Annotated in this window: 28 protein-coding genes; 3 read left to right on the top strand and 25 right to left on the bottom strand. The window is 39.3% G+C overall.

Going from position 1 to position 26,403, the window contains the following annotated elements; all coding sequences use genetic code 11:
• Positions 1-367 precede the first annotated feature (367 nt).
• The 18 genes from BMZ31_RS07635 to spoIIIAA all read right to left on the bottom strand — a co-directional run bounded on the left by BMZ31_RS07635 (position 368) and on the right by spoIIIAA (position 15,254).
• Positions 368-1,213 carry a TlyA family RNA methyltransferase gene (locus BMZ31_RS07635; protein WP_090831128.1) on the bottom strand — a complete coding sequence of 282 codons (846 nt, stop codon included), beginning with the start codon at positions 1,211-1,213 and terminating at the stop codon, positions 368-370.
• A 4-nt stretch (positions 1,214-1,217) separates the two neighbouring features.
• A complete protein-coding gene (dxs, locus tag BMZ31_RS07630) occupies positions 1,218-3,113 on the bottom strand; it encodes a 1-deoxy-D-xylulose-5-phosphate synthase (RefSeq protein ID WP_090831127.1) in 1,896 nt (631 codons plus the stop codon).
• A 224-nt stretch (positions 3,114-3,337) separates the two neighbouring features.
• Entirely contained in the window at positions 3,338-4,231 is an 894-nt protein-coding gene (locus BMZ31_RS07625) for a polyprenyl synthetase family protein (RefSeq protein WP_254778663.1), read from the bottom strand.
• A gap of 3 nt (positions 4,232-4,234) precedes the next feature.
• On the bottom strand, positions 4,235-4,468 hold the full coding sequence (locus tag BMZ31_RS07620) for an exodeoxyribonuclease VII small subunit (RefSeq protein ID WP_090831126.1): 234 nt from the start codon (positions 4,466-4,468) through the stop codon (positions 4,235-4,237).
• Positions 4,465-5,841 carry an exodeoxyribonuclease VII large subunit gene (gene xseA, locus BMZ31_RS07615; RefSeq protein WP_090831125.1) on the bottom strand — a complete coding sequence of 459 codons (1,377 nt, stop codon included), beginning with the start codon at positions 5,839-5,841 and terminating at the stop codon, positions 4,465-4,467. The genes BMZ31_RS07620 and xseA overlap by 4 nt, the downstream gene beginning before the upstream one ends.
• Positions 5,842-6,002: 161 nt before the next feature.
• Positions 6,003-6,869 (bottom strand): bifunctional methylenetetrahydrofolate dehydrogenase/methenyltetrahydrofolate cyclohydrolase FolD, encoded by an 867-nt coding sequence (gene folD, locus BMZ31_RS07610; RefSeq protein ID WP_090831124.1) that lies wholly within the window; start codon positions 6,867-6,869, stop codon positions 6,003-6,005.
• Positions 6,870-6,924: 55 nt separating this feature from the next.
• Positions 6,925-7,317, bottom strand: a complete 393-nt coding sequence (nusB, locus tag BMZ31_RS07605) for a transcription antitermination factor NusB (RefSeq protein WP_090831123.1) — start codon at positions 7,315-7,317, stop codon at positions 6,925-6,927.
• Positions 7,318-7,574: 257 nt separating this feature from the next.
• Entirely contained in the window at positions 7,575-7,985 is a 411-nt protein-coding gene (locus tag BMZ31_RS07600) for an Asp23/Gls24 family envelope stress response protein (RefSeq protein ID WP_090831122.1), read from the bottom strand.
• 19 nt (positions 7,986-8,004) lie between these two features.
• Positions 8,005-9,357: an acetyl-CoA carboxylase biotin carboxylase subunit gene (gene accC, locus BMZ31_RS07595; protein WP_090831121.1), complete on the bottom strand. Its 1,353-nt coding sequence runs from the start codon at positions 9,355-9,357 to the stop codon at positions 8,005-8,007.
• Positions 9,358-9,372: 15 nt separating this feature from the next.
• The gene (gene accB / locus BMZ31_RS07590) at positions 9,373-9,882 is read right to left on the bottom strand and encodes an acetyl-CoA carboxylase biotin carboxyl carrier protein (RefSeq protein ID WP_090831120.1); all 510 of its coding nucleotides are present in this window, start codon (positions 9,880-9,882) and stop codon (positions 9,373-9,375) included.
• A gap of 205 nt (positions 9,883-10,087) precedes the next feature.
• A complete protein-coding gene (locus tag BMZ31_RS07585; protein WP_090831119.1) occupies positions 10,088-10,642 on the bottom strand; it encodes a SpoIIIAH-like family protein in 555 nt (184 codons plus the stop codon).
• A 3-nt stretch (positions 10,643-10,645) separates the two neighbouring features.
• Positions 10,646-11,314 carry a stage III sporulation protein AG gene (gene spoIIIAG, locus BMZ31_RS07580; RefSeq protein WP_090831118.1) on the bottom strand — a complete coding sequence of 223 codons (669 nt, stop codon included), beginning with the start codon at positions 11,312-11,314 and terminating at the stop codon, positions 10,646-10,648.
• On the bottom strand, positions 11,304-11,936 hold the full coding sequence (gene spoIIIAF, locus BMZ31_RS07575) for a stage III sporulation protein AF (RefSeq protein WP_090831117.1): 633 nt from the start codon (positions 11,934-11,936) through the stop codon (positions 11,304-11,306). Before spoIIIAF ends, spoIIIAG begins: the two co-directional genes overlap by 11 nt.
• A gap of 12 nt (positions 11,937-11,948) precedes the next feature.
• On the bottom strand, positions 11,949-13,148 hold the full coding sequence (gene spoIIIAE / locus BMZ31_RS07570) for a stage III sporulation protein AE (protein WP_090831116.1): 1,200 nt from the start codon (positions 13,146-13,148) through the stop codon (positions 11,949-11,951).
• Positions 13,149-13,186: 38 nt separating this feature from the next.
• Complete coding sequence (spoIIIAD, locus tag BMZ31_RS07565) at positions 13,187-13,576, bottom strand: stage III sporulation protein AD (RefSeq protein ID WP_090831115.1); 390 nt, start codon at positions 13,574-13,576, stop codon at positions 13,187-13,189.
• A 14-nt stretch (positions 13,577-13,590) separates the two neighbouring features.
• Positions 13,591-13,797 carry a stage III sporulation protein AC gene (spoIIIAC, locus tag BMZ31_RS07560; protein ID WP_090831114.1) on the bottom strand — a complete coding sequence of 69 codons (207 nt, stop codon included), beginning with the start codon at positions 13,795-13,797 and terminating at the stop codon, positions 13,591-13,593.
• Between the two features lie 17 nt (positions 13,798-13,814).
• Positions 13,815-14,330 carry a stage III sporulation protein SpoIIIAB gene (spoIIIAB, locus tag BMZ31_RS07555; protein ID WP_090831113.1) on the bottom strand — a complete coding sequence of 172 codons (516 nt, stop codon included), beginning with the start codon at positions 14,328-14,330 and terminating at the stop codon, positions 13,815-13,817.
• Entirely contained in the window at positions 14,331-15,254 is a 924-nt protein-coding gene (gene spoIIIAA, locus BMZ31_RS07550) for a stage III sporulation protein AA (RefSeq protein WP_090831112.1), read from the bottom strand.
• 453 nt (positions 15,255-15,707) lie between these two features.
• Here spoIIIAA and BMZ31_RS07545 point away from each other — a divergent pair, with 453 nt between their 5' ends.
• Positions 15,708-16,541: an SIMPL domain-containing protein gene (locus BMZ31_RS07545; RefSeq protein ID WP_139205918.1), complete on the top strand. Its 834-nt coding sequence runs from the start codon at positions 15,708-15,710 to the stop codon at positions 16,539-16,541.
• A 166-nt stretch (positions 16,542-16,707) separates the two neighbouring features.
• Here BMZ31_RS07545 and efp read toward each other — a convergent pair whose 3' ends face one another.
• The 4 genes from efp to BMZ31_RS07525 form a co-directional block, all read right to left on the bottom strand.
• Positions 16,708-17,265 (bottom strand): elongation factor P, encoded by a 558-nt coding sequence (efp, locus tag BMZ31_RS07540; RefSeq protein ID WP_090831110.1) that lies wholly within the window; start codon positions 17,263-17,265, stop codon positions 16,708-16,710.
• 23 nt (positions 17,266-17,288) lie between these two features.
• Complete coding sequence (locus tag BMZ31_RS07535; protein ID WP_090831109.1) at positions 17,289-18,350, bottom strand: M24 family metallopeptidase; 1,062 nt, start codon at positions 18,348-18,350, stop codon at positions 17,289-17,291.
• A complete protein-coding gene (gene aroQ / locus BMZ31_RS07530) occupies positions 18,343-18,789 on the bottom strand; it encodes a type II 3-dehydroquinate dehydratase (protein ID WP_090831108.1) in 447 nt (148 codons plus the stop codon). The genes BMZ31_RS07535 and aroQ overlap by 8 nt, the downstream gene beginning before the upstream one ends.
• A gap of 116 nt (positions 18,790-18,905) precedes the next feature.
• Positions 18,906-19,418 carry a YqhR family membrane protein gene (locus BMZ31_RS07525; protein WP_090831107.1) on the bottom strand — a complete coding sequence of 171 codons (513 nt, stop codon included), beginning with the start codon at positions 19,416-19,418 and terminating at the stop codon, positions 18,906-18,908.
• A 205-nt stretch (positions 19,419-19,623) separates the two neighbouring features.
• On the opposite strand from BMZ31_RS07525, the gene BMZ31_RS07520 reads away from it, so the two are divergent.
• Complete coding sequence (locus BMZ31_RS07520) at positions 19,624-20,568, top strand: DUF1385 domain-containing protein (protein WP_090831106.1); 945 nt, start codon at positions 19,624-19,626, stop codon at positions 20,566-20,568.
• A gap of 56 nt (positions 20,569-20,624) precedes the next feature.
• On the top strand, positions 20,625-21,011 hold the full coding sequence (locus tag BMZ31_RS07515; protein ID WP_302846839.1) for an SA1362 family protein: 387 nt from the start codon (positions 20,625-20,627) through the stop codon (positions 21,009-21,011).
• A 53-nt stretch (positions 21,012-21,064) separates the two neighbouring features.
• On the opposite strand, the gene BMZ31_RS07510 is transcribed toward BMZ31_RS07515, so the two are convergent.
• From BMZ31_RS07510 to BMZ31_RS07500, 3 genes are all read right to left on the bottom strand, one after another.
• Complete coding sequence (locus BMZ31_RS07510; protein WP_090831104.1) at positions 21,065-21,949, bottom strand: patatin-like phospholipase family protein; 885 nt, start codon at positions 21,947-21,949, stop codon at positions 21,065-21,067.
• Between the two features lie 109 nt (positions 21,950-22,058).
• The gene (gene splB / locus BMZ31_RS07505) at positions 22,059-23,084 is read right to left on the bottom strand and encodes a spore photoproduct lyase (RefSeq protein WP_090831103.1); all 1,026 of its coding nucleotides are present in this window, start codon (positions 23,082-23,084) and stop codon (positions 22,059-22,061) included.
• A 364-nt stretch (positions 23,085-23,448) separates the two neighbouring features.
• Positions 23,449-26,007: a vitamin B12-dependent ribonucleotide reductase gene (locus tag BMZ31_RS07500; RefSeq protein ID WP_090831102.1), complete on the bottom strand. Its 2,559-nt coding sequence runs from the start codon at positions 26,005-26,007 to the stop codon at positions 23,449-23,451.
• Between the last annotated feature and the right edge of the window lie 396 nt (positions 26,008-26,403).

Here is a 26,403-nt window from a genome sequence, read left to right as displayed (position 1 = left end):
GCAAGCGCCCTGTTTAGCCCCGACAGGCATAAGACGAATCACGCAGTTCATCCTCGAAAATCCTCATGATCATATCGCATCATTTCGTGCGATGTGAATTCATGGAAGCTTTCCTTGTGCTATCGCCTTTTCTTCGTGCGATGATGATGCTGCCGAAGCGTTCCTTGTCCTGATTTCTGAAGTGATTTGGCTTATGACCAAAATTGTTTTGGCTTTAGAAAACAATTAAGGTTGTTTCGGATTTTTGAAACAACCCCGAGGGGCTGGGCGCTGGAGGTGGATTATTAGAAAATCGTAGAAAGTTATCCACATTAATTTATTTTATAATTTCCTAAACCATAAAAAAAGGATGAAGGGTAGCCTTAGCTTACCCTTCATCCTTTTGCTTTGTTTTCAACTCTTTATGGGCATCTCTTACGACCTCAACTGGAAGGAAAGATAGCTGATTACTACCCGTTTCTTCATTTTCCCCTGACCAGCTTAGGTGAAGGAGAAACTCTATATTACCATCTCCCCCTGTAATAGGAGAGAATGACAAATTCATGACATCATACCCTTGATTAATGGATAGAGCAATTATTTTTTCGAGAACTTCTAGATGAACCTTCTCATCACGGACAATACCTTTTTTCCCTACCTGTTCCCTACCTGCTTCGAATTGAGGCTTTACCAATGCCACAATGTCACTTCCAGGAACAAGTAACGTTTTCAAAACAGGTAAAATGAGTGATAAAGAAATAAAGGATACATCGATGGAAGCAAATGTTGGCATCTCTCTTTCAAGATCAGCTGGTGTAACATATCGGAAATTAGTTCTTTCCATGACGACAACACGGTCATCCTGACGCAACTTCCAAGCTAGCTGATTATAGCCAACATCTAGGGCATAGGACATCCTAGCCCCGTTTTGCAAGGCACAATCAGTAAATCCTCCAGTAGATGCTCCAATATCCAAAAGCACTTTGTCTTTTACATCTATTTCAAATACCTTTAATGCTTTTTCAAGCTTAAGGCCACCTCTGCTAACGTAAGGTATCAGATTCCCTTTGACTGTAAGGGGAATATCCTCATTAACCTTTTCACCAGGCTTATCGAGTCTCTCTTCATTAGTGTAAACAAGACCTGCCATTACAGCTCTTTTTGCTTTTTCCCTTGTTTCCACTAAACCACGTTCAACTAAAAGTACATCAATTCGTTCCTTCTTTATTTTCATGAAGTTAGGCCCTTTTTTGTTTTTTTCTTGAAAGAATCGTCAATCTTTTCATCGCTTCTTCCAATGTAAGATCAATTTCTTCGAGCAATTGATCCACATTGCCGTGTTCAATGAAATGATCTGGAATTCCCATACGATCTATTACTGAATTGTGGAAGCCATGATCATGTGCAAATTCAAGCACCGAACTACCGAATCCACCTTGAAGGACCGCCTCTTCTATTGTCAGCAATGGGATTCCTTCCTGCAACAATTTAGAAAGCATCTTTTCATCAAGAGGTTTAATAAAACGCGCATTGACGACTTTCACAGAAATACCCTGTTTCTCAAGTAATCCTGCCGCCTCCATTGCCATTGGAATGGTTGTTCCAAAAGTCAAGATAGCCGCGTCGCTACCATCTTTCAGCACTTCCCATGATCCGATCGGAATGGTCCTTAGGTGTTCGTCCATAGGTACACCGATACCATTTCCACGAGGGAATCTTAACGCGATAGGACCGTCATCATAAGCTAACGCCGTATTAACCATGTGTTGGCCTTCATTTTCATCCTTCGGCATCATCAGTACTAAATTCGGTAAATGGCGTAAGAAAGCAATATCAAATACACCTTGATGCGTTTCTCCATCTGCACCTACCAATCCAGAACGATCTATACCAATAAAGACATTCAAGTTCTGACGGCAAATATCATGGACAACCTGATCATAGGCACGTTGTAGGAAAGTAGAGTATATAGCCAAGAATGGTTTCATTCCCTGAGTTGCTAAGCCAGCGGCAACTGTTGCTGCATGCTGTTCAGCAATCCCTACATCATACATTCGATCAGGGAATTCAGACGCAAATCCTTCCAGCTTTGAACCGACTGGCATCGCTGGTGTAATCGCTACAATTCGATCGTCTTTTCTTGCCAATTTACGTACTGTTTCACTCACAAGGCTACTCCAAGCTGGCGGAGGAACTAATGCAGGCTTTACAAAGTCACCCGTTTCCATTTTATATGGACCGGTTCCATGCCATGTTCCTGTTTTATCACTTTCAGCAGGAGAATACCCTTTACCTTTTTTCGTGATGACGTGTAAGATGACAGGTCCTTCTGTTTTCTTGGCATAAGCAAGATTTTCCAATAGATCTTCATAATCATGACCATCTACTGGACCAAGGTAAGTAAATCCCATTTCCTCAAAAAAGATTCCAGACACTAGAAGGTATTTTAAGCTATCTTTTAATCGCTCTGCAGTTGCGGCAAGTTTTCCGCCTACTGCTGGGATCTTTTTCAGCAATAATTCTAACTCATCTTTAACCCACTGGTATTTACCAGCGGTACGGAGCTTGCCCAGAACGTTATGAAGGGCACCAACGTTAGGTGCAATAGACATTTCGTTATCGTTTAAGATGACAATCATATTTTTCTTCTCGTGCCCAATATGGTTAAGAGCTTCCAATGCCATCCCACCGGTTAATGCACCGTCACCAATAACAGGTATTACAAATGTATCTTCCTTTTTTAAGTCCCTTGCTATCGCCATACCCATGGCTGCAGATAATGAGGTAGAACTGTGACCCGTTTCCCATACATCATGTTCACTTTCGATTCGTTTCGGGAAGCCACAAAGTCCTTTATATTGTCGTAAAGTATCAAACTCGCCAGCACGGCCAGTTAAAATTTTATGGACATAAGATTGATGTCCTACATCCCAAATAATTTTATCATCTGGGCTATTAAAACATGTATGTAAGGCAATTGTTAACTCAACTACACCAAGGTTCGGTCCAATATGTCCCCCTGTTTTAGAAAGCTTCTCAATCAAGAACTGGCGAATGTCCTGGCTAAGTTCTTCCAATTCTTTTGTTGACAGACCTTTTAAAAATGAAGGGTCTTTTATTGATAACAGATCCATGTTGGACCACTCACTTTCGTCGCTTTTTCTGTAGAAATTTATCACTTTTTATCTTTTATTATAATGAAATGGGAAATTTACTCAAGTTCATACAATAAAAACAGATTTTCTTAGTTGTAATTGACAAAAAGCCGCTAACACCAAAGTGATAACGGCATGTAAAACGCTCGATTAAAACTTAAGACATTATAACATAATTGCACGCTTGTCTCAAACCGACATCATTAATGATCCCTTGAAGCAATCAAAAGAGTAATTTCATTCAACAATCCGATGTCTAATCCAGATTTCTTTAATAATTGGTCTGCTTCTGTTATATGCTGATTAAGTGCTTTTTTAGCACCATCCAGCGTTAATAATGATGGATATGTGCTTTTTTGATTATTCGTATCGCTTCCAACTGGCTTACCAATGATTTCTTGATTTCCCTCCAAGTCAAGTATGTCATCTTGGATCTGAAATGCAAGACCTAAATGAAAGGCATAATCAGTCAGTAATTGCAGTTGAGTTTTCGTTGCTCCAGAAAGGATTGCCCCAGCAATTACACTATACGCCAGCAATTTGCCGGTTTTATGGATGTGGATATATTCCATTTCCGTTAGTGTCAAATCTTTTCCTTCTCCATTCATGTCAGCAACCTGTCCACCAACCATACCTTCAGCACCAGCCGCTTTAGCTAATTCCATGATAAGCTGCAGTTTTGTTTCTGCTGTGGCATGCTCGCTCGAGGTTTTACCAACCATTTGAAAACTGTATGTTAATAAGGCATCTCCCGCTAAGATAGCCATGGCTTCTCCAAAAACTTTGTGATTGGTCGGTTTGCCTCTGCGCAAATCATCGTCGTCCATACTTGGTAAATCGTCATGAATCAAGGAGTAAGTATGTATCATCTCAATTGCAGCAGCAGTCTCCAATCCTTGAAGTGGATTCTTCCCAAAAGCTTTTAATGTCGCAAATAACAACAACGGTCTAATTCTTTTTCCACCAGCTTCAAGAGAATATTGCATTGCATCTTTTAAAATACTTGGTGTTTCAAGTTCTTGTACACTAGAGCGAAGGAATTCTTCTAGGAGTAGCTTATATTTTTGAGAAAACTGTACGAGAAGGGTTTCTTTCAATTTTTATTCCTCCTCGCCAATAGAAAAACTTTCTGTTCTCCCATCCTCTGTAATGATTTGGGTCAACTGTTCTTCAACGTTTTTCAACTTATCATGGCAAAGTTTCGAAAGCTCCATGCCATTCTTGTAAATGGCAATAGCTTCTTCCAAAGGTACGTCTCCCTCTTCCAATCGATCAACAATTTGTTCAAGCTCGTTCATCGCTTCTTCAAAGGACATTTGTTTTTCAGCACTCATCCTTGTTCACTCTCCTTGATTTCCTTCACGGCACAAAGTAACTCACCGTCTGTCACTTTGATAGTTATCTTTTCAGATTTTTTGACTTGTTTTACACTCTTTATGATCTTATTATCATCATTATAGACAAGACTGTAGCCTCGTTCCATTATTTTAAGTGGACTCAAGGCGTGCAATGTAGCATTTAGACTATTATATTCCTTCGAGTAATTGGACAGTATTTGCACCATATTTCGATGAAGATTTTTCTGTAATCGCTTTTGTCTTTCGTCTGCGTTTAAAAGCAACTGCTTTGGATGATTGCGCTTTAGACGACGCATTAATGTTACGTGTTGCTCCGCTTTCAATGTTGAAAGTTTACTTGCACCTCTAACGAGCATCTCTGTCATCTTGTCCAATTGCTCAAGCTTTTGTTCGTACAATCTTTGCGGATACCTGAATGCATAAGACTTTTGAAGACGAGTTAGCCGGTTAAATTCAAAATTAAACTTTTCTTTCATCGCTCGTATTAATCTTGTTTGCCTGCTTAATACACGTTCAGCCATTTCATCAATATGCGGTACTGCCAACTCAGCAGCGGCTGTAGGTGTCGGTGCCCGCAAGTCTGCTACAAAATCGGCGATGGTAAAGTCTGTTTCGTGTCCTACTGCTGAAATGATAGGGATTTTAGAAGAAAAAATGGCACGTGCCACAGATTCCTCATTGAATGCCCACAGCTCCTCAATTGAGCCTCCACCACGTCCTACAATTAAAACATCAGCCAACTGTTCCTTATTAGCGAAATTGATGGCCTTCACAATCGATGGCGCAGCCTGATCACCTTGAACAAGGGCAGGAAGCACAACTACTTTCGCGATTGGGTATCGCCTCTTGATCGTTGTGAGAATATCTCTTACTGCCGCACCAGTTGGAGATGTGATGACTCCAACTGTTTCAGGATAAGCAGGAATCATTTTTTTCGTTTGTCTTGAAAATAATCCTTCACTTTCTAGCTTTTGTTTCAACTGTTCAAACGCTAGGAATAATTCGCCAACACCATCCGGTCGCATTTCTTTTATGTATATTTGATATTGCCCACTAGACTCGTATAAAGAAATTTCACCTCTGACGATAATTTTCATACCGTTTTCTGGTTTGAATTTCATCCCCTTCGATTGGCTCGAAAACATTACTGCCAGTATCCTGGCTTTCTCATCCTTCAAGGTAAAATACATATGACCACTAGTATGTTGCTTAAAGTTCGATATCTCTCCTTTAACAAAAACATCCTGTAAATGTGGATCAACATCGAATTTTCGCTTTATGTATTTCGTTAACGCCGTCACTGTCAAGTATCTCTGTTCCAGAGTTATGTCCTCCTCTCGGCAAACCATCTTCAGAAAATGATTGATACAAATAAAAAATAATCCTTATCATTGTTTTTTTCAGGGACATTTCCAAGAAGGCCACTGAATTTAGCACGATGACAAGGATCCTTATTTCACGGGAGATTTTAGGATTGCTATAGCAATCCTAAAATTAGAAACAGTATTTGTTAAAGCTTTTGAAAGGACTGTTTATATTGACGGGCTGACTTTAATGTATTGTGCAACAACATCGTTATGGTCATTGGTCCCACACCGCCTGGAACGGGAGTAATATAACTCGCCTTCTCTTTGGCCTCATCATAATGAACGTCTCCACAAAGTTTACCTTCTTCATCACGGTTCATGCCTACGTCGATTACTACTGCTCCGTCTTTGAGATGGTCAGCGGTAATGAACTTGGCCTTCCCAATAGCAGATACGAGAATATCGGCCTGTTTGGTAAACTTCTTAAGGTCCGTTGTTTGGGAATGACAATATGTAACCGTAGCATTTTTATTTAAGAATAATTGTCCCGCTGGTTTGCCGACAATATTGCTTCGCCCAATGACCACTACATGCTTTCCTGTAATCTCAATATTCATTTTCTCGAGCAATTTTAAGATTCCATAAGGAGTGCAAGGCAGGAACGCATCTTGCCCTGTCATCATTCGACCGATATTTATCGGATGAAAGCCATCCACATCTTTTTCAGGGATGATGCATTCAATTACTTTCTTTTCATCGATGTGTTTGGGTAGTGGTAATTGAACAAGGATTCCATGGATGGAATCATCATGATTGAGTTCGCTTATTTTTGCCAATAAATCTTGCTCACTTACTGAATCAGGCATTTCTATTAATAATGAATGCATCCCAAGATCTTCGCATGCTTTTCTTTTATTATTAACGTAAGTTCGTGAAGCATGATCATTTCCGACAAGAATAACAGCAAGTCCAGGAATGATTTGTTCAATCTTCAACAAATCAACCTCGGCCTGCATGTCCTTGCGTAAATTACTTGCAATTTCTTTTCCATCAATCATAATCGCTTTCATCTTTCAACCAACCCCCTGTTTAGTCTTAAAATGAACATCATCAACCAATCAGTTTTTACGATAATTGTTGTTTAATTTTAGATAGTACTCCATTTACAAAGCGGCTTGATTGGTCATCACCGTATAACTTTGCAATTTCGATTGCTTCGTCAAGGATAACGTTGGCAGGAACTTCACCTTGGCAATGTTTCATTTCGTATACTGCAACACGCATCAAATTACGGTCAACAGTCGCTAGACGGTCGATCGTCCACTTCTCCAAATTCCCTTTGATTAGGTTATCAATTTCTTCTTTATTGTCAGTTACTCCATTGACGAGCCTTGTAAGATACTCATCCCCATCTTTGCCTTCTAACACATGTTCAAGTGCAGATTGTGGGTCATTATTACTTACGTCGATTTGAAAAAGGGCCTGTAAAGCTTTTTCCCTGGCAGTTCTTCTTTTCATTTTACCTTTAACTCCTTTATGGCAATTAAATAAAATTGAGCGACAGTTCTAATTTTATTTTCTCGTTGATTATTTTTCAGCTTTTCTTAATGACCGTATTATTCAATATGGACTACACAGATAATAGCACAATTAAAACATCTTCGCACGGTTGTACCATTAATTTTTTATAGGTTCATTTATAGAATTTTCTAAAAAATACTCCATGAAAATAAAAGAACCAAAGGACATAAAGATGCCTTTGGTTCTTACTCTATTTATAATTCCTGTTCAACTTCAACAGCTTCTTGTTTTTGATTTTCAAACTGAATGCCCACAACATGAACATTTACTTCTTCCGCATCCAAAGCAGTCATATTCAATAATGCCTGACGGATATTGTCCTGAATTTTCTGTGCAACAGTCGGAATGGATACGCCGAATTTCATTAGGCAATAAACATCAACCTTAATGCCTGATTCCGTAAGTTCCACCTTCACACCTTTACCGTGGTTTTTCTTACCTAATCGCTCGACAACGCCAGTTGCAAAGTTTCCGCGCATTTGCGATACGCCTTCAACTTCTGAAGCTGCAATTCCTGCGATTACTTCAATAACTTCAGGAGCAATTTCAACTTTTCCATGGCCATTGTTGTCTTGATTCATTTCCAAGATATTGTTTTCACTCATCTAGAGCACCTCCAATTAACTATAATTTCATTACGTCGTACATTTCTAAGAACTTCGTATTAAACTGCCCTTCAACAAACTTCTCATGTTCAAGAAGTCGTAAATGGAAAGGAATCGTTGTATGGATTCCCTCTACAATAAATTCACTTAATGCCCTTTTCATCCTCGAAATAGCTTCCTCACGAGTGCTACCATACGTAATGACTTTCGCAATCATCGAATCATAGTACGGCGGAATGGAATAGCCAGGATAAGCAGCAGAATCAATACGTACGCCTAATCCACCTGGTGGCAAGTACATTTTGATTTTCCCAGGAGAAGGCATAAAATTCTTCTCTGGATTTTCAGCATTGATACGGCATTCGATTGCCCATCCTGTAAAAGTAACATCTTCTTGACGGAGATTCAATTTTTCTTTTGAAGCAACCTTAATCTGCTCCTTGATCAAATCTACGCCTGTTACCATTTCAGTTACTGGATGCTCAACCTGAATCCTTGTGTTCATTTCCATAAAATAGAATTTACGGTTTACGTAATCATAAATAAATTCTACCGTTCCAGCCCCTGAATAATCAACAGCTTTTGCTGCTTTAACGGCTGCGTTCCCCATTTCCTCGCGGATTTCTCCATCAAGGGCAGGTGAAGGGGTTTCTTCAAGCAGTTTTTGCAACCTGCGCTGAATCGAGCAATCTCTCTCTCCAAGGTGAATTGTATTTCCGTATGTATCTGCAAGAACTTGAATTTCAACATGACGAAAATCTTCAATGAATTTTTCAATATAAACTCCTGGATTTCCAAAAGCAGTCAATGCTTCCTGCTGAGTAATCGTAATACCTTTCACCAATTCCTGCTCATTGCGGGCAACACGGATTCCTTTTCCGCCCCCGCCAGCTGTTGCCTTGATGATAACTGGGTATTGGATTTTCTCAACCAATGCTTTAGCTTCATCAATATCCTTAATGATTCCAGTTGAACCAGGTACAATTGGGACTCCAGCTTCACGCATCGTTTCCCTTGCAATATCTTTTGTACCCATTTTTGTGATGGCTTCTGGAGATGGGCCTACGAAAGTGATGTTGCACTCTCGGCATAATTCCGCGAAATCAGCGTTTTCCGCTAAAAAACCATATCCTGGATGGATGGCATCGCAACCTGTAAGTTTAGCGACGCTAATAATATTCGTTGTATTTAGGTAGCTATCCTTTGAAGCCGTTGGACCAATACAGTAAGCCTCATCAGCTAATTGAACATGAAGGGATTCACGATCAGCTTCTGAAAAAACAGCTACAGACTCAATACCCATTTCTCGGCAAGCTCGAATGATTCGAACTGCAATTTCTCCTCGATTTGCAATTAACAGTTTCTTTATCATACCTGTTATCGCCCCTTATTCCGGCTTCACTAAAAATAACGGCTGCCCGTATTCTACTAGTTGACCATTTTTCACAAGTACTTCTACGATTTCGCCATTTATTTCAGCTTCAATTTCATTGAATAATTTCATTGCTTCAACGATACAAACGATGGAATCCTTAGAAACTTTGCTACCAGCTTTTACATATACATCGGCATCTGGTGATGGAGATTCGTAGTATGTTCCTACCATTGGTGAAGTGATTTTGTGAAGATTAGAAGTATCTGCTTCCGCTACCACTTTTGTTTCAGTTTTTGCTTCTTCTGCTTTCACTTCCGTTTTTGCTACGGGAGCTTCTGTTCTGATTTGAACAGGTGCAGTCTCGATTGGAGCTTGAACAACTGATGGTGCTGCAACCATTACAGTCCCTTGAGCGTTTTTCTTCATTTGGATTTTAGAACCATCATTTTCGTATACAAATTCATCAATGCTTGAGTTGTCTACTAGCTTTATCAATTCTCTAATTTCTTGTACTTTTAACAAGTTAAAGCACCCCTTGATCAACATTATTATGACTAGATACTAATACTATACGATAATTTATGATGAAAGTTCAATACAAGTCTTCATATTCCACTGTACCATTTTTCTTTTAAGCATTCATCTTTAGTCTACCGATTTAAGATTTTTATATTAAAAAGCTAAAAAGGCAAAGGATTTATTTTACTCCTTTGCCTTTGAAAATTATTTATTTTGCTGGCTTGAACTCAACAGCAACTGTTCTCATTTCTCCAATTTCAGTTCTAACAAGCTGAATGATATCGTTTGCTGCTGTAGGAGAATGCTTCTTCTTGGACTTTACAGTTACCTTGATATGCTCTCCGTCAACACGTACAAGAGCGTCATCATAACCCATTGTCTTAATTGTTGTTTCTAAAATTTGCTCTGTATTGGCAACGTCATTTAGTTTTTCCATTTGCTCATATGCATCGTTTCTTTTATCCGTAGGCAGGTCTGTAGAAGCTAGAACCTCTTCCAATTCCTCTTTCTGAGCATTACGTTGATCTTCTAGTTGTAAACGCAAAGTTTCAAACGCTTCATCGCTTGAGATTCCGGAAATGACCGTTTTACCATCTTCTGATTCCGTTACTGCTCCGTCTTTCTTACCCTTTTCTTCTACCTTGTCTTGAATGGCTGCAAAATCTTGGCCTTTTTGTTCTGGTGAAGTAATGTAATAGACAGATAGAACCACAACCAAACTTAACATCGTTAATAACCAAACCGTTTGTTTTTTTAATAGCATTGATTAATCCCCCTTAGATTTTTTAGGCATAACAGCGACGCGATGGCTAGGAACATCCAATGCCCTTGTCACTGATTCGATAATCCATTTTTTCACTTGTATATTGTCTGCACCACGAGCGACTACAAGAACCCCACGAATCTCGGGTTTTTTTGTTTCTATGACAATCGGAACCTCTTTTTCTCCATTTCGGATGATAACAATTTGCTGATCCTCAGAGGTATCCTGTACCTTACGTTGTCCACCTTCACGATCCGTTTCATCCGTTGTTTGTGATTTTGAGACTTTATTCTTCTCCAATATTTTCTTCTCTGTAGAATCGATGTTCACTACAACCGTAACATCATCTACTCCGAGAATCGTTTCCAAAGCATCCTTCAATTGCGTTTCATAAGAATGTTCATAATCAGAGATTGTCTTATGCTCGGAAGATTTTTTCTGCCCAAACACTTCGACATCCTCTCCACTAGTTTTTTCATTTTGATAAACAGGCATTGTTGTGCTATTCGGATCCACATTGTTATTTCCAAACAAGTTGCTGATCAGCATGATAGCTGCTCCGATAGCCAATGCCAGGAGAAGATATTGAAATTTCCCCTTTCTAGGATCTGGATGTCCATCTTTTTCCAGAAGTTTCTTTATCCAATTCTGAAAACCATTTTTAATATCCATCTTTCTTTTCTATCCCTCCTTCGATCATGACGTCGATGGTCTTTTCCTGTACATTCCATTTTTCGGACAACATTGCTGCAACTTGTCTTGATTGGTCTGTCACCTTGTTTGATGAAAGAGGTTTTTCAGTGTTGATTTCAACTTGTTTGACAGCTTCAACCGTTTCAGTTTCTTCGCCACTCCCTTTTAGGAGAACCGATACCTTTTGAAGGTTATCCGGGAAAGTTTGATGATTTTGCCCGTCTGTTTGAATGTCGATATGAGCAATCTCTAATCCGTATTGATTCATCAACTCCTCTTCCACGTCCTTTTTTAGTTGGACAGCCATCTGTTCTAAAATATATGCATGTTGAGAGGCTTGTATTTCTTTTTTCTGCATTTCTATCAAATTTTTCATATTTTTTTCGTCAGGGCTTTTAAAATTTGGAATGGAAGACAAATTGGCTTCAAAATCATGCGATAAAAGTTTTAACACAGGGGTAAGGATGATGGCGATCAAGAGTAAACCTGTAACAATCTTTGTGTACTTTTGCATCTTTGAACTTGGAAGCAACATATCGATTACAGTTGCTAACAAAATAAATAGAATGATATTCGTGACCCACTCTTTTAAAAAATCCACTAACCCCACCCCCTATCTCATCATCATTGTTAAATTCCCTGCTGCAACAATGACGGTAATACTTAGAAAAAACATCAGCGATACGATGCCTAGTGCGGCAAATACGTATATTACGCTTTTACTAATAATATCTAGGCACTTGATGACAGGTCCGCCCCCTAATGGTTGGAGGATTGCTGCTGCAAATTTATAAATAAAAGCAATCATCAAAATCTTAATTGCCGGAAAAGCAACTATAAGTAATAAGATTGCGACACCGGCAATGCCGACCGTATTTTTCAACAGAACGGAAGCACTAACTACCGTATCAGCCGCGTCAGTGAACACTCTACCAATGACAGGTATGAAATTTCCTGTAATAAACTTGGCTGTCCTAATGGTAATCCCGTCTGTAACTGCTGCAGAGGCTCCCTGGACAGAAATGACGCCAAGAAAAACGGTCAAGAAAAGGCCGAGAAGACCGATACTCCAATTTCTTAATAAATTTGCCAATTGACTCACTTTGTATTGTTCTGAAAGGGTACTAACAATACTTAATAATGTTGCCATGAAAAGCATCGGAAGAATCACATATTGAATCAAAATGCCACTCATATTCATAAGGAAGAGAATCACCGGATGGAAGAAAGCTGCAGATACGATTCCACCTGATGAAGCAATCAATGCCAGCAACAAAGGAATGAGAGCCAGTATGAATGAAATCATTGTTCCTATTGCTTCATTCGTGTAATCAATGGCTACGTGAAAACTATTCAAAGCAATAATCACAAGGACCATGAAAATTATGGAGTATGCTACTTTGCTAATGGTACTTTGTTCAAATGCATTTTGTAGGGATTGTAAGAACATGCTGAATATGGTAAGCATGATCAAGGAGCCAAGTAGTTTTCCGTTTACGATGAATTCCTGGAAGGTAAATTTAAGGATACCTTGAACCCAGTGTTTAAAGGAAAACTGTTTGTCCCCTTTAATAAAATCGTAAAGGCTGCCCTTTTGACTTTCTGGCAGATAACCTCCATATTTATGGATGACATCATCCCAAAACTGCTTTAGCTCGTCCAAATTCAATGATTCCAGTTGGGAATTGACCAAGGCATCTGTCGAAACTGTATTACTTGCTTCTTCCACTTTTGGTGATGCTTGTACATTCGAAGAAATCAGGAAAAATAACGGGAGCGTAATAATAAAAATAAACAAGATTCGATGCTTCATCTTTTCACCTCGATTTAGGTAAAGACACGTTTCTATCTCTAACTCGGTATTAATTTAACGATCGTTTCAATTAAAAGAGTGAGGATTGGAATAGCCATGGCAAGGATCATGATTTTCCCTCCCAGTTCAATCTTCGATGCAATTGCACCTTGCCCGGCATCCTTTGTAATTTGTGCTGCAAATTCAGCAATGTAGGCAATGCCTATAATCTTCAGAATCGTTTCAACATAGACGAGATTTACGTTGGCATTCACAGCTATCCTTTCAATCATGTGAATGATTTCGTAAATTTGGTCCACCAAGAAAAGAAAAATGGCACATCCTACAAAAACGATGAGCAAGAATGCAAAATTCGGTTTTTGTTCTTTAACAATCAGAGCGAGAAAGGTAGATACAAAAGCTACGCCGATTATTTGAAGGATCTCAATGGCAAATCCCCCCTTTAGCTCTGAAATAAGAATACAGATTTTATTTTTTGGAAAAGATTATCGACGATGGTTGCAACTTGAAACAAAATATAGATAAACCCGAACAAAGTAACCCACTGTGCATACTCCTTCTTGCCCACCTGATCTAATACTGTATGCAAAAAAGCCACGACAATTCCTACGCCGGCAATCTTAAAGATGATATCTACTTCTAAGCCCATTAAGTCTCCTCCTATAACTAAATCAGTAAGATGATGAGTAATAATCCGGAAAGGAATCCTAGACTTTTTACCATTTTCTCGTATTTCGCTTGTCTCTCTCTCGCATCCACTTCTTCTCTTTCTAGATGGGAAAGGGTAAGCATGATTTGTTTTTGTTGGGAATATCGATCATGTCGTCCTAATGTCTCTCCAAATTGCTTCATGATCTCGAATTCACCTTGCTTTAGTGCAGTTAGTCTCCAAACCTCTTTCAAACTTTCCTCCCAAGCTTCTTTCACAGTTGTTTCCGTCTGTGTCAGCTTCTTGGCGAAAGATTCAAAAAACCAAGATAGAGGGCGTGGTATTTGAGTCGAAAGCCTTCTGGACGCTTCGTGCAAGGGAGTATGCCCATACATGATTTCCGCTTCTAAGGATTGCAGCGCCGACTTTAACATTCTCAACTGCTTTGGTCTTTCACTTAAATGCCTTGATGCTTCAAAACCTGTCCAAGTAGTGGCAACGATAATAAATATAGCCCCAATCAATTTCATCATTTAGGTCACTCTCACTTCTGTCGGAATCTTCCTGCCGCTTCCATCGAGAATTTGCGTAACATTACCAGGGCCGTTTCGTCTATTCAGCTCAATATATCTTTGAAAAATCCCTTGTTCCAATATAGATTTCAAGAATGGTCTATTCTTTATTTCATCCAGTGATTTACCGTGAGTTGTCATAATGAGTTTAATTCCAGCATTGACGGCCTCCATGATCGCTTCAGCATCTTCCCTTCTCCCTATTTCATCAACAACAAGTACTTCAGGACTCATCGAACGAATCATCATCATCATTCCTTCAGCTTTCGGACAAGCATCGAGTACATCTACTCGATGGCCAAACGTCATTTGTGGAATCCCGTTCACACTTCCAGCAATTTCTGACCTTTCGTCAACGATTCCTACTTTAAAGGCTGAGCGGCCATTCCTCGGATCCCCTGAAGAGATAATCCTGGCGATATCACGCAGCAAGGTTGTTTTACCGGTTTGGGGGGGCCCAATAATCATTGTATGGAGCCAATCTTCTTCAAATAGGAACGGCATAATCTCTTCAGCTATCCCCATTTTTTCGCGAGCGATCCGAATATTGAAGGAGGAAATATCTCGGATCGCTTTCACCTTTCCACTTTCTAAAATGACTTTACCTGCCAACCCTATCCGGTGCCCACCCTCTACCGTGATATAACCACGTTTCAACTCCTCCTCTAACGTATAGAGGGAAAATTGACTTATTTTGTTCAACAGGTGAACCCCATCATCTTGGCTAACAACATATGGAATGAATTTTGGAGCGCCTTTTAACGTTAACTCAACTGGTCGGTTAATTCGGACACGAATTTCCTCAAGCTCATATAATTCACGTGGAGGGATTTGTTTCAACTTATCTGCGATATTTTTGGGTAAAAAAGATAGTACACTGTCCACCATTTTTCCTCCCTGTTGCTTGTCTCATTATTTAAAATGTATGGTCGTCTCTTGTGCTTTATGACTTTCACGGCTCTTAAATCTAGTAATATTTGAATTTAGAGGTTAGGGAATACTCCAAAAGGAATGTTTAGGCATCCTCAGCCGTATTAATTTATAACAGAAGGCTCTTTTCTAAAAGATTGTTGTTTTTGGAATAAGTTTTGTGAAAGTAAACCTAGTATTAATTGAAGCGGAAGGTGCGGGACTCCTCGAAAATCCTCCATTATGCTATCGCATAATATCGTGCGATGTATATTCAGGGAAGAATTCCTTGTGCTATCGAATTTCCTTCGTGCGTGGGTCCATTCAAGGGAGTCAAGCAATGTCCTGTGGGAGCAGCGGGATAGAGGAGATCCCGCAGGCGCGAATGCGCCGAGGAGGCTCACCGTCCGCCCCGAGAAGAATTTGCCCATGAAAAAGTCGGCATTAGGGCTTTTTCATAATTCGTCCACGGAAAGCGAGCATCCTGGAGCGGAAATCAACCTCTACTTCAACTTATTAAATAGCAGCAAAGTTTACGAAAACAGCCTAAAAGAAAGTAAGAAGGAGGAGGTTTCTTTGAACTATCATTATCCGATGCATGATTCACGACAAATACCCTACCAACCCAACTATAGACACGAAACGAATGTCTTAAGGGTGACAGGAGGTTCTGAAATACTTGTACAGCCTGATAAGGCAAGCGTCACTTTAGGAGCGATTACAGAAAGTAAGGACTTGAAAGAGGCTCAAAGTAAAAATGCTGTAATTATAACAGCAGTTACTGCAGCTCTCGTTAAAATTGGAATAAAAAAAGAACAAATCAGAACAACTGAATACCGAATAGATACAGAATATAATTATATAGATGGCAAACAGGTCTTTAGAGGATATAAGGTGACTCATTATTTGAGTGTGGAAGTGGATGACATCCGGTCAGTGGGCAAGGTAGTTGATACAGCTGTAGATAGTGGAGCAAATTACGTTTCAAATGTAAGATTCTATTCAAGCAAAGAAGACGAAATCTATTTACAAGCTCTGAAGGCAGCATTATTGCAGGCTAACAAAAAAGCTGAAACGCTCGCAGGAACTCTAAATGTCAAACTAAATCCCGTACCATTTGCAGTGACAGAGGGTCAAGATGAACAACGGCCAGTATACGAACAGCCAGCAATGTTCGTGAAGGGGGTAAGTACAACTCCTATTGAACCCGGCCAAATTACCATCAAAGCAATTGTCTCTGCCAGATACTCCTATTTTTCATAACAAAATGAGGTTGAATGGTTGTAAAGCATTAAAAACTATTCTAATCATGAACGGCGGATTAAGACCAGAGATTGGACATTCTTCCATGCCTTCACACAACTATAGAAAACAGCGAAACAAAAAATAGCCCTCTTATCCGAATGGACAAAAGGGCTATTTTTAATTTCTATGCTCTTGATACGTAAGAACTATCAGTAGTATTGATGATTAAGCGGTCGCCTTGGTTGATGAAGAAAGGAACTTGAACGCTCAGTCCTGTTTCAAGGATTGCCGGCTTTGTACCGCCAGAAGCAGTATCGCCTTTGATACCAGGCTCAGTTTCAGTTACTTCTAACTCAACTGTGTTTGGAAGTTCTACTCCAAGTGTTTCACCTTGATACGTCATGATATAAACTTCCATATTTTCTTTCAAGAACTTCAATTCGTATTCGATTGCACTTGCAGGAAGTTCGATTTGATCGTAAGTTTCATTATTCATAAATACATGCTGATCACCGCTAGCATATAAATATTGCATTTTTGGGTTGTCAATTTGAGCTTTCGCTACTTTTTCACCTGCACGGAATGTCTTCTCCTGAATTGCTCCAGTACGAAGGTTACGAAGTTTAGAACGTACAAAAGCTGCACCTTTACCTGGTTTAACGTGTTGGAAATCCAATACGCGCCAAATTCCGTTGTCAACTTCGATTGTTAATCCAGTACGAAAATCGTTTACTGAAATCATGTGTAAATCCTCCTAAAAATTCATTAAAGTATAATGAGTTCTTTTGTTGAATGAGTGAACGACTCATTATGATCCAAAGTGATGAGCGTATCGTCCTCGATCCTAACTCCTCCAAGACCAGGAATATAAATACCAGGTTCAACGGTTACAACCATTCCAGGCTCAAGAATTGTATTGGATTTCATAGATAATGCAGGACCTTCATGCACTTCAAGTCCGATCCCATGACCTGTCGAATGTCCAAAATATTCACCGAAGCCCTTTTCAACGATAAAATTCCTTGTAAGGGCATCCGCTTCTTTACCAGTCATACCCGGCTTTATTCCTGCCATACCACGCAATTGCGCTTCAAGCACGATGTCATAAATTTCACGAAGCTTTTCAACAGGTTGTCCTACTGAAATTGTGCGCGTGATATCTGACACATAGCCTTTATGATACGCACCAAAATCAAGTGTCACAAAGTCACCTTTTTCTATGATCTTTTCAGTTGCGACGCCATGAGGCAGTGCAGAACGGTATCCAGAAGCCACAATGATATCAAATGAAGATGATGTTGCACCCGCTTTTCTCATAAAGAACTCAAGTTCATTCGAAACGTCTAACTCTGTAATACCCGGACGAATGAAATCAAGAATGTGTTTAAAAGCGGCATCAGCAATGTCCGCTGCTTCCTTTAATATATTAATCTCTGCGTCTGTCTTAATCAAGCGTAACTTTTCAATGGCCCCTGAAACGGGTACAAGCTCTACATCAATCGCTTTTTCGTATGTCTTAAATGCCGAATATGTTAAGTGATCCTGTTCAAAACCAAGCTTTGTAATTCCAAGATTTTTTACCTGTTGAGCTACTTCTTCTGGTAATGTCTCCTTGTGTTGGACAATTTCAAAACCAGCACATTGCTTTTCAGCTTGTTCCATATAGCGAAAATCTGTAATAAACTGGGCTTTCCCCTCACTTAACAATACCGCTCCAGATGAACCTGTAAAATTGCTCATATATCGGCGGTTCATACCACTAGTAATCAACATTCCATCAATGTTTAACTTTGAAAAGTCAGATCTTAATTTTTCTATTTTATTCATGTTCTCTCTCCCTTTCATATAAAGCGTTTAAGGCAAGTTCATAACCTTTGATTCCCAAACCAATAATTTGTCCTTTAGTAACTGGTGCAATAACAGATTGATGACGGAATTCTTCACGTGCATGAACATTTGAAATATGTACTTCGATAACGGGCACCTTTATTCCTGCCACCGCATCACGTATGGCATAACTATAATGAGTAAAAGCTCCCGGATTAAAAATAATGCCGAAGTACTCTCTTTCATTTGCCTCATGAAGCTTGTCTATAATCGCACCTTCATGGTTAGATTGAAAACAGGAAACTTCCATACCCAAAGTTTTACCAAGCCCTACTAGATTTTGCTCGATGTCGCCCAGCGTTGTGTACCCATAAATTTCAGGTTCACGTTTACCAAGCAAGTTTAAGTTTGGACCGTTCAACAACAATATTTTCCTCATAAGGACTCTCCTGATTTTACATCTTAAAGACATTTTCTTTATTTAGAATAATGAAAAAGAATGTCCAATATGAACATTCTATCACAAGCTTATTTTTCTCACTATCGAAAGATAATTTATGTTGATGCCTGTTTCGTTTTCTTCCGTTGAAGCTGCTGTTCAGTTTCTTCATATGAAATAGAAAAACCAATGAAGACTCCATATAAAAGATACAAACACCCCGTAGTAATGAGTGTATTACGACCGATATCCCGTATTGGCTCGATACCAGGGAAAATGGGGTTTAGTACGAATAATACTAGTACGAACAGTACAAGGCCAAATGCAGCTCCTATCCAGATGCTCTTTAACTTTCTTAGGAGAATATAGTAGAGAAAAGCCACTCCGATAGAAATCAACCCAATAATCCCGAGTGAAATCAACGTTCCAAGCCAGCCATGTTTCCACTCTCCAATTGCCCAAGGCTCTAGGATTACTCTTGGATGGATTGTTGTAAAACTGAAATAATGAGCTAATAGGCCAATTGAACTCCAAAACACTCCACCAAATAGTCCCGTAACTACTATCATAGAAATAAAAGACATTGGTTTTGCTCTTTCCGTTTGTTCCTTTTTGCTTTCATCCGACATTTAGACCACCTCCACCCATATTATGTCCCAGCAATTAAAATCGTTTGCATGAACATTGGAAAATTATCTAATTTGATGGAAAATGGGTAGTTATTTTGTAAGCTTATAGAGGTTTTTCTTTTTTTCGAGTAGAATACTTGTAAGTACATACAGAATTCATGCTATGCTGAGTGTGCAAGAATAAGATAGGCTGGTGTTTAAATTCATGTCCAAAATTTCAAAACCGATTTATGGCGGTCAAGCTGTCGTCGAAGGCGTTATGTTTGGCGGCAAACATCATTATGTCACAGCAGTCCGCAGAAAAGATCAATCAGTAGAGTATTTTCATTTACCTCGTAAATCAAACCCTTTGTTTACACTTCTTAAAAAGATTCCCTTTTTACGCGGAATTGTAGCGATTATAGAAGCCAGTGCAAACGGTTCAAAACATCTCAACTTTTCTACCGAACGTTTCGATCTTCATCCAGATGAAGATGAAAAGATAAAGGAAAAAGAGGTTTCCAAGCTGTCGATGTATTTAGGCGTCGCTGCCATTGGTGTCATTTCTTTTCTTTTTGGGAAATTTATCTTTACTTTAATTCCTTTATTCCTTGCAGAACTAACTCGCCCAATATTTTCAACGGACTTTGAGCAAATATTAATTGAAGGCTTTTTCAAGCTTTTACTGTTACTCGCATATATATATTTTGTATCCCTTACACCAATCGTGAAAAGAGTGTTTCAATATCATGGTGCCGAACATAAAGTAATAAACGCTTTTGAAGAGGGTAAAGAGTTAACTATCGAAAACGTTCAAGCTGCATCCCGTTTGCATTATCGCTGCGGTAGTAGTTTTATCCTATTTACTGTTATCATCGGAGTATTCGTCTATATGCTCGTTCCCACCGAACCCATTTGGGTGCGAGTCGTCAATCGCTTGGCACTAATTCCTGTTGTTTTAGGTATTTCGTTCGAAGTACTTCAATTCACAAATAAGCTAAGAGATGTACCTGTTCTTAAATATTTAGGATTACCTGGATTATGGTTACAACTCTTAACGACAAAAGAGCCTGACAATGAACAAGTCGAAGTAGCTATCCTTTCGTTTAACAGATTACTCGCGATGGAGAAAGAGACTTCAGAATCACTAGAAACTGAAGAAATTGTCTAATCTTTAATTATACGGGTTTAAAAGAGAATAAAAATGCTTAAGATGCTCTTAGGGAGGTGGCTTTCTTGAAAAATCGGATTTCCGTTTTCTTTGCGTTAGGAGTCATTATCTTAGCTGTGGTCGGCATCATCGGCATGTTAATTACGAATCCGACAGGGTTTATCCAAAAAATCGTTTTTCTCGTTCTGATTGTTTCGGCCATTTATTTCATAGCAAGGCGTTTTTCCTCTTCAAGTCCAGAGAAAAAAGAGCAGCAGGCATTTCTTAAAGCAGCCAAACAATCCAAGAAGCGTCTAAAAAGTGGAGAAACCTCTTCACAGCGCTCAAGTTCGTCATCAATGACTTCTTTAAAGAAGCCCAGCAAACAAAAGAAGAAAAGCCCCGCTCATCTTACTGTTATTGAAGGGAAAAAATCCAAAAAGAAAAATCGGGTATCTTTTTAAAGATTCCCGATTTTTCTTTTTGCGAAGAATATCTTAAAAGATCGAACAGTAAATCAATATCCCCAACTCTTGAAAAATTGTTTAGCAGCCTCCTTACCAAGTGCAATCATAGCCTGTTTTTTCTCATTTGTGAGTTCAAATTCAGTTAATAATACACCTTGTGTTGGAATGAAAATAATGTTTTTTGCGTGTTTCCTTGAAATATATCTGGCGTCATGTGCATCCTTCATCGTTTCAAACAAAGCTCCGAACATATCAATTGCATTATGGATTTTGTTTTGGGGAAGTTCATATTTGTTGTGACTGAGCTTTATCCCCAGAACGGGCCGTACTTTAGCTACATTCTCCTTATCAAACAGCCACATGGGAAAATTACTAAGAACACCACCATCAACGACAATATTGACTCCTATTGCGGATCGAAGTTTTACTGGTTCAAAGAAGTAAGGGAGACTGCAACTCATCCGAATAGCCTTTGCGATGGAAAAGGAATTGGGGTCGATACCGTATTTTTCTAAGTCATCTGGAAGAACAAGCAACCTTCCGTTCGTTAGATCCGAAGCGATAACCCTAAGTGTCTGCGGCGGTAAATCTCCAAAAGTTTTCAATCCTTTTGCAGACAGCTTTTCTTCCATCCATTTTTCTAATTCTTGACCTTTATACAATCCGAGCCGCCAATAAACGAAAAGCCATTTGGCAAAAGGGAAAGGAATCCAATTTCGGCGGGCATCAAGAAACTTTGTTAAGTCTAATTCATCAAGCAGCTCTTTCATTTCAGAACTCGTATAACCGGCTGCGATAAGAGCGGCAATCAAAGAACCGGCACTTGTCCCTGCTACCCTTTTGAAATGGAATCCGCGATTTTCTATTTCTTCGTACGCTCCAATTAGAGCAAATCCCTTTACTCCACCTCCGGAAAAAACACCGTCTATGTTCATGGAAGCCACTCCCATCGATGTACTTACCTTTACATCTTTAAGCGGCATGAACTCAAAATAGTACGGCGGACGAGTAAATTTTTTTAACATTTTGTTGGGAATTTAGCTATTAAGTAAAGTACTGAACTTCGGCTTGCGGGAAGTAAGAACGGACATAGTCTCTTATTGTCCCTTCTAAATCCTTGGCATCTTCATCCTGATAAACGTATTTGCCAATCCCGTAACGTCCCCATTTATATTTCCTTTTTCCTTCATCCATCTCCAACTTCGTTTTTGGATAACGTTTAGCTATTACGTTCTTTGCAGGCTTCGTAAAACGATGTTGAATCAATTCAAAAGTCAGGTTTTCAAGATGAATACCTTCCAATGCAGAATGAAGGCGTTCAAACAGCTCTCGATACCCCTCTTTCCAATCTTCGTGCATATATATAGGGGCAACGATGAACCCTAGCGGATAGCCTGCATTCGCCACCTTTCTAGCTGCTTCCAATCTGTCATCAAAGGAAGAAGTACCAGGTTCAAAGTTCTTGATAACATACCTTGAGTTTACACTGAATCGAAAACGCGTTTTACCATTATGCTTTGCATCTAACAAGTGGTCGACATGATGATATTTCGTAACAAATCTTAATTGTCCATATTCGGTTTGACCAATAAACTCAATCGTTTTCTTCAATGAATGTGTCAAGTGATCAATACCTACGATATCAGATGTACAAGCTGCTTCAAAACGAGTAATCTCTGGCTTTCGTTCATCCATATACTTTTGGGCTTGATCAAATATATCCTCAAGGTTTACGTAAGTACGAATATAAGGTTTACTTCCTAATGTGGTTTGTAAATAGCAATAATGACAGTGACCCATACAACCCGTGGCAAGAGGAATCGCATACTCTGCAGATGGCTTTGAAGTATCAAACTTCAACGTTCTTCTAATGCCAACTACAAGAGTCGATTTTGCATTCCGATATTGTTGAAATTCATTGTCACCTGGAATCCCTCTGACTTGATTATGTGAAGTTGTTTCACGAATTTCCAGCCCCATGGCCTCGAACTTTTCCTTTAGCTCTCTTCCTAACGGATACTCGAGTGCCTTTGGTTCAATATAAACAAGTTGCGGTACAAACGGCTCCATTTAACACCCTCTTTTCAAAAACACATTTTTTCTAGTATGTGCAAAAGAAACGCAAAAAGAGGACGGAAAAATTTTTCCATCCTCTTAAGAAAAGCGCAAACGCCCTGTATTACCCCGACAAGCACAAGACGAAGCGCGCAGGAAATCCTTATTCTGAGCGATTTGGCTTATGACCAAAATTGTTTTGGCTTTAGAAAACAATTAAGGCTGTTTCGGCTTTAGGAAACAACCCCGAGCTGCTCCAATCATCACCTAAAGGTCATGCTTTCCGCAACATTTTCGAAGAAGCATATTCATTGATGAAAACTGGATGGGCGCTGGAGCTAGACAGTTATCTACGTTAAATTTTCATACCAACTAATTGTTATAATCCGCACTTCAATTGTGCGTTACAGTTTGTACACGTGTTACAACCGCCAATTTCTTTTACTTTACCCTTTCGACAAACTGGACAGGTATTTCCAACTTCAGAACCAATCGTAACGTCGGTTGAGCGAAGTGGCGTAATGGTATCGACCAATACAACATGATGTTTTGGTTTTTCTTTAACCTTTTCAGAGTCGTCCATACTATTTTCCTCTGCTTTTAAAGTAAGGACTTGTGAATCGCGTGAACCGTCGACATAAACGGTTCCTCCTTTTGCACCACCACGGTACAGACGTTCATAAACTTTCTCCACTTGTTCAACGCTATACCCTTTTGGAGCATTTACCGTTTTACTGATCGAGCTATCGATCCAGCGTTGAATGACACATTGAACATCTGCGTGAGCTTCTGGATTCAACTCCATCGCAGTCACAAACCAATTAGGCAAGTTATTCGTATCTGCTTCTGGATGTTGATCCAAATATTCCTGAACGATATCAGCTTTTACTTCAATAAATTTACCAAGACGGCCGCTTCGGAAATATGAAAAAGAGAAATATGGTTCAAGACCAGTTGAAACACCCACCATTGTGCCCGTGGAGCCTGTTGGAGCAACAGTTAGTAGATGAGAGTTCCTAATTCCATTTTCCAATATCGAATTCCGTACATCTTCAGGCATCTTTTTCATGAAGCCAGTTTCAGTAAATGCTTTGCGGAGACGATTTGTTTCATTTTCATTATCAGAAACCAAGAAAGGGAAACTTCCTTTCTCTTTTGCTAATTCTACAGATGTTCTGTATGCAGTTGTTGCGATTGTTTCGAACACTTTATCTACGAGTTTATTTCCTTCTTCAGAACCGTACTCTGTTTCACAGTAGATGAGCAAGTCATGTAATCCCATTACACCAAGTCCTACACGTCGTTCACCAAGGGCTTGTCTCTTATTATCTTCTAAGAAGTATGGTGTAGCATCGATTACGTTATCTTGCATGCGAACTCCAACAGCAACAGTTTGTTCTAGCTTTTTGAAGTTCACTGTCTTTGTTTCCTTATCTGCCATCTCCGCAAGATTCACTGCAGCAAGGTTACAGACGGAATTTGGTGCAAGTGGCTGTTCTCCACATGGGTTCGTTGCGACAACCTTCTGACCGTAAGCTTGAGCATTTGTCATGTCATTTGCATTGTCAATGAAGAATATGCCAGGCTCAGCGGAATACGTCGCACAAATGTTGATTAAGTTCCAAAGTTCTTTCGCTTGGATTTTTTTATAGGTGCGAACTTTGTGGCCCATTTTTCCCCACTCACGCACATCTCCACTTTTGTGCCATTCTTCATTATAGATTTTCATACTCTCTGCATCGTAACTCTCAACATCAGGGAAACGCAACTCATATTCTGCATCCTTTTCCACTGCGTCCATGAAGTCTTTTGTTAAACAAACTGAAATATTTGCGCCTGTTAAAAATTCCGGATTATGAACAGAATAATTGCCTCCAGTAAGTAATTTCTCTTCTGCTTCTTCAATGATTTTCTCATTAAACCCGCCGAAGCCTGGAATCGTTTTAAAGTTCACAATACCTTGATACATAGCAGTTTCTTGTACTGTAAGTGGAGTGAATTTCAATTTATCCTTTGCATACTTCTTAATTGTTTCATCTTTTGTATTTTCAATCAGGAATCTTAGGATTCTAGGATTCTGCATTTTTGAAATGATGAATTCTACGATATCAGGATGCCAATCTGCTAACATGATCATTTGTGCACCACGTCTTGACCCACCCTGTTCAACAAGATGTGTCAACTTCGCAATATCATCAAGCCAGGAAACTGAACCGGAAGATTTTCCGTTTACCCCTTTTGCCAAAGTGGCTCTTGGGCGTAATGTGGAACCATTCGTTCCGACCCCTCCACCTCGGCTCATGATTTCCATTACTTGCTTACGGTGATCGGAAATTCCTTCACGCGAATCTTGAACAAATGGCATAACGTAGCAGTTGAAGTAAGTCACATCCGTTTCCGCACCTGCTCCGTATAGTACACGTCCAGCTGGAATGAAGTTCATTTGAACAAGTTCTTGATAGAACTTTTCAAACCATTCTTTCCGCTTCTCTTCAGTCTTTTCTACGCTGGCGAGGCCTGTTGCGTTACGTTTTGCAATTTGCTCATAAAAAAGCTCTAAAGGCTTTTCAATGATATCTAATGAACGAACAATCACACCTGTGCTAACTTCCTCTGGATCGTCTAGCACCCCTCTAAATTCTTCCTCTACCAAAACCTGTGCAGTCTTCTTTTCCCAATCGATGCCTAAAATGAATCCAAGACCACGTGCAGGGAATTTCGGATCTTCCTTAATGGTTAACACTACAAAGTCACCAGTTGTCAACGTAATTTTCTCCGTATCTTTAAAAGTATAACGATCTAACATTACGAGACGGGAAACACCTTTATGTGTAATTTTCATGTCGGATGTCACAGGATGTACTTGTGGAAATAAACCGATATCCTCATTCAACCGTTCGAAATTAATATTCATTTTTTGTCTTACTGCAACAGACATAATCACATCTCCTTCTAGAAATCTCAATCAATTTAATAGTAAAGTTAAAAATTTTGTAGAAATATCTGCTAAGTCTTGCTGTTTTGGAATACCCTAAATCTAGCATAGTGAAACTCAAATTACAACCAAAAACATCAATATATAGTATTGAAATTTGGTTCAACCACACTATATATTGTGTTCAGTTTTGATGAACACTTTTTTGTCAAAATCAAAAACAAGTGAAAATAAGAGGAAAATATAGATTGAGTTAACTAAATCGGATAAAACGATAAATTTTAACATATTTCGCAGTTTGCTAATTGAATGCATAGGTAATAAGTAACAGTTTGCTTGAAAAATCTCTATAAGATCTCATTCCTAAAAAAAGGATAAAAAAAAGAAACGACTAATAGT

The organism is Bacillus sp. cl95, from assembly GCF_900115925.1.
In the GTDB taxonomy this organism is placed as follows: Bacteria; Bacillota; Bacilli; order Bacillales; family Cytobacillaceae; genus Neobacillus_A.
The sequence above is the reverse complement of the archived record's forward strand: the minus strand, read 5'-3'. Positions and strand labels throughout refer to the sequence as shown.